Here is a 3,783-nt window from a genome sequence, read left to right as displayed (position 1 = left end):
AGCCGGCGTGGTTAGCATCACCTGATTCAGCATGGACGCTCGTGCACGGGTACGGGAATATCAACCCGTTCTCCATCGACTACGCCTGTCGGCCTCGCCTTAGGTCCAGACTCACCCTGGGCGGATTAACCTGCCCCAGGAACCCTTAGTCAATCGGCGGCAACGTTTCTCACGCTGCTCTCGCTACTCATGCCTGCATTCTCACTCGCACACCCTCCACCATACGATCACTCGACAGCTTCACCGGATGCACGACGCTCCCCTACCAACCCGACAAAAATCGGGCTCCACAGCTTCGGCGGTGCACTTCAGCCCCGCTACATTATCGGCGCAGAACCACTTGACCAGTGAGCTATTACGCACTCTTTAAAGGATGGCTGCTTCTAAGCCAACCTCCTGGTTGTCTGGGCAACTCCACAACCTTTACCACTTAGCACACGCTTAGGGGCCTTAGCTGATGATCTGGGCTGTTTCCCTCTCGACATACGAAGCTTATCCCCCGCAGTCTCACTGCCACGCTTCACTTCACCGGCATTCGGAGTTTGTCTGACGTCAGTAACCTGGTCGGGCCCATCAGCCAAACAGTAGCTCTACCTCCAGCAAGAAACACGCGACGCTGCACCTAAATGCATTTCGGGGAGAACCAGCTATCACGGAGTTTGATTGGCCTTTCACCCCTACCCACACCTCATCCCCCAGGTTTTCAACCCTGGTGGGTTCGGGCCTCCACGAGGTCTTACCCCCGCTTCACCCTGGACATGGGTAGATCACTCCGCTTCGGGTCCACAGCATGCGACTCCAACGCCCTCTTCAGACTCGGTTTCCCTACGGCTCCCCCACACGGGTTAACCTCGCCACACACCATGACTCGCAGGCTCATTCTTCAAAAGGCACGCCATCACCAGCCACAAGGACCAGCTCTGACGGCTTGACAGCACACGGTTTCAGGTACTATTTCACGACCCCTCACCGGGGCACTTTTCACCTTTCCCTCACGGTACTAGTGCACTATCGGTCACCAGGACGTATTTTGGCTTGACAGGTGGTCCTGCCAGATTCACACGGAATTTCTCGAGCTCCGCGCTACTCGGGTATACACCAACGCCTGGGCTCTTCCTTCACCTACGGGACTCTCACCCACTCCGGTACCGCTTCCCAACGGCTTCAGCTAGAAGAACCACCAACGCTCCGGGCCGGCAGACCCAGACAGATGCACCCCAACAACCCCGCACACGCAACGACTGCCGTCTCTCACACGCATACGGTTTAGCCTCTTCCCCGTTCGCTCACCACTACTGAGGAAATCACTGTTGTTTACTCTTCCTGCGGGTACTGAGATGTTTCACTTCCCCGCGTCACCACCAACTGCCCTATACATTCAGACAGCAGCAACCCGACACAACTCGGGCTAGGTTTCCCCATTCGGACACCCACGGATCACAGCTCGGTTGACAACTCCCCGTGGACTATCGCAGTCTCCCACGTCCTTCATCGGCGCCTGGTGCCAAGGCATCCACCGTGTGCCACATTCACTTGGCCACTACAGATAACAAGATGCTCGCGCACACTATTCACAAGTCAAAAAACCAACCACAAACACCCCTACCTCACACCGGCACAACACCGGGAGTTCAGGACGGTGGCCCCGGAAAACAACCCACGGTTGCTTCCTCAGACACCCAACAGCGCGCCCCCACAGCTTCCGAAGAAACCACAGAGGAAAGTCTGATCTCCCACAACCATCCCGACCGATCCCGAAGGATCGCCGGGTCCACTTTCGAGTCCGGCCGGCCATAGACAAGAACCGACCTGAGAAAGACTCCTTAGAAAGGAGGTGATCCAGCCGCACCTTCCGGTACGGCTACCTTGTTACGACTTCGTCCCAATCGCCAGCCCCACCTTCACTCACTCCCTCCCACACGGGGTTGGGCCGCAAGTTTCGGGTGTTGCCGACTTTCATGACGTGACGGGCGGTGTGTACAAGGCCCGGGAACGTATTCACCGCGGCGTTGCTGATCCGCGATTACTAGCGACTCCACCTTCATGGGGTCGAGTTGCAGACCCCAATCCGAACTGAGACCGGCTTTTAGGGATTCGCTCCACCTTACGGTCTCGCACGCCCATTGTACCGGCCATTGTAGCATGTTTGCAGCCCAAGACATAAGGGGCATGATGACTTGACGTCGTCCCCACCTTCCTCCGAGTTGACCCCGGCAGTCTCCCATGAGTCCCCACCACTACGTGCTGGCAACATGGAACAAGGGTTGCGCTCGTTACGGGACTTAACCCAACATCTCACGACACGAGCTGACGACAGCCATGCACCACCTGTCACCCACCAACTAAATGACCCCACATCTCTGCAGGTCCACGGGTGATGTCAAACCTTGGTAAGGTTCTTCGCGTTGCGTCGAATTAAGCAACATGCTCCGCCGCTTGTGCGGGCCCCCGTCAATTCCTTTGAGTTTTAGCCTTGCGGCCGTACTCCCCAGGCGGGGCGCTTAATGCGTTAGCTACGGCGCGGAAACCGTGGAAAGTCCCCACACCTAGCGCCCATCGTTTACGGCATGGACTACCAGGGTATCTAATCCTGTTCGCTACCCATGCTTTCGCTCCTCAGCGTCAGGTAAGGCCCAGAGACCCGCCTTCGCCACCGGTGTTCCTCCTGATATCTGCGCATTCCACCGCTACACCAGGAATTCCAGTCTCCCCTACCTACCTCTAGCATGCCCGTATCCACTGCAAAACCGAAGTTAAGCCCCGGTCTTTCACAGCAGACGTGACATGCCGCCTACGAGCTCTTTACGCCCAATAATTCCGGACAACGCTCGGACCCTACGTATTACCGCGGCTGCTGGCACGTAGTTAGCCGGTCCTTATTCCCCACTTACCGTCAACCCCCAGAGAACTGGGAGCCTGCGTGAGTGGTAAAAGGAGTTTACAACCCGAAGGCCGTCATCCCCCACGCGGCGTCGCTGCGTCAGGCTTTCGCCCATTGCGCAAGATTCCCCACTGCTGCCTCCCGCAGGAGTCTGGGCCGTGTCTCAGTCCCAGTGTGGCCGGTCACCCTCTCAGGCCGGCTACCCGTAATCGCCTTGGTGGGCCATTACCCCACCAACAAGCTGATAGGCCGCGAGCCCATCCCCGACCGAAAAAACTTTCCACCCTCCAGCATGAGCCGGAGAGTCGTATCCGGTATTAGACGGCGTTTCCACCGCTTATCCCGGAGTCAGGGGCAGGTTGCTCACGTGTTACTCACCCGTTCGCCGCTCGTGTACCCCGAAGGGCCTTACCGCTCGACTTGCATGTGTTAAGCACGCCGCCAGCGTTCGTCCTGAGCCAGGATCAAACTCTCCATAAAGGTCCATCAACCCGACCCGGCGCCTACGGCGGCCTCGGTCGGGCAAACCTAGAAGAAATCCTGACCGATCACTCGAGGTGATCAATCAAAGGAACCCTCCACACAGTTCCGACATCAGGTGCCGGTGTGTGACGGGGCCAAAACAAACTATGGCTGAAATAGATCAAACACGCGCTGTTGAGTTCTCAAGAAACAACCGCTCTTCCCGTACGAGCCCCGGACTCTGGAGTCCGGGTCGCTCTTCCGCGGAAGGCGTTTCTTCTGCTTTGTTGTGTCTTCACTTTATCAGTGTTTCCTGTTTCCCGCCAAATCGGCGGTTCCGGGAAAACCGATCGGGGTGAAGCCCGTTGGTTTTCACTCTACCGTTTCCCTGGACCGCTCGGGCCCGGTGGGTTTCGGTGAGCAACTCTTCGAGTTTACAT

2 rRNA genes are annotated in these 3,783 nt (G+C 57.5%); both read right to left on the bottom strand.

Annotated elements, in window-relative coordinates:
- Positions 1-1,539: ribosomal RNA gene (locus tag D456_RS0123130) — 23S ribosomal RNA — on the bottom strand; the annotation flags it as partial.
- A gap of 288 nt (positions 1,540-1,827) precedes the next feature.
- A 16S ribosomal RNA gene (locus D456_RS0123125) occupies positions 1,828-3,361 on the bottom strand.
- Positions 3,362-3,783 lie beyond the last annotated feature (422 nt).

The sequence above is a fragment of the Nocardiopsis kunsanensis DSM 44524 genome, assembly GCF_000340965.1.
Lineage (GTDB): Bacteria > Actinomycetota > Actinomycetes > Streptosporangiales > Streptosporangiaceae > Nocardiopsis > Nocardiopsis kunsanensis.
Note: the sequence above shows the minus strand (reverse complement) of the source record. Positions and strands in the feature narration are given on the sequence as shown.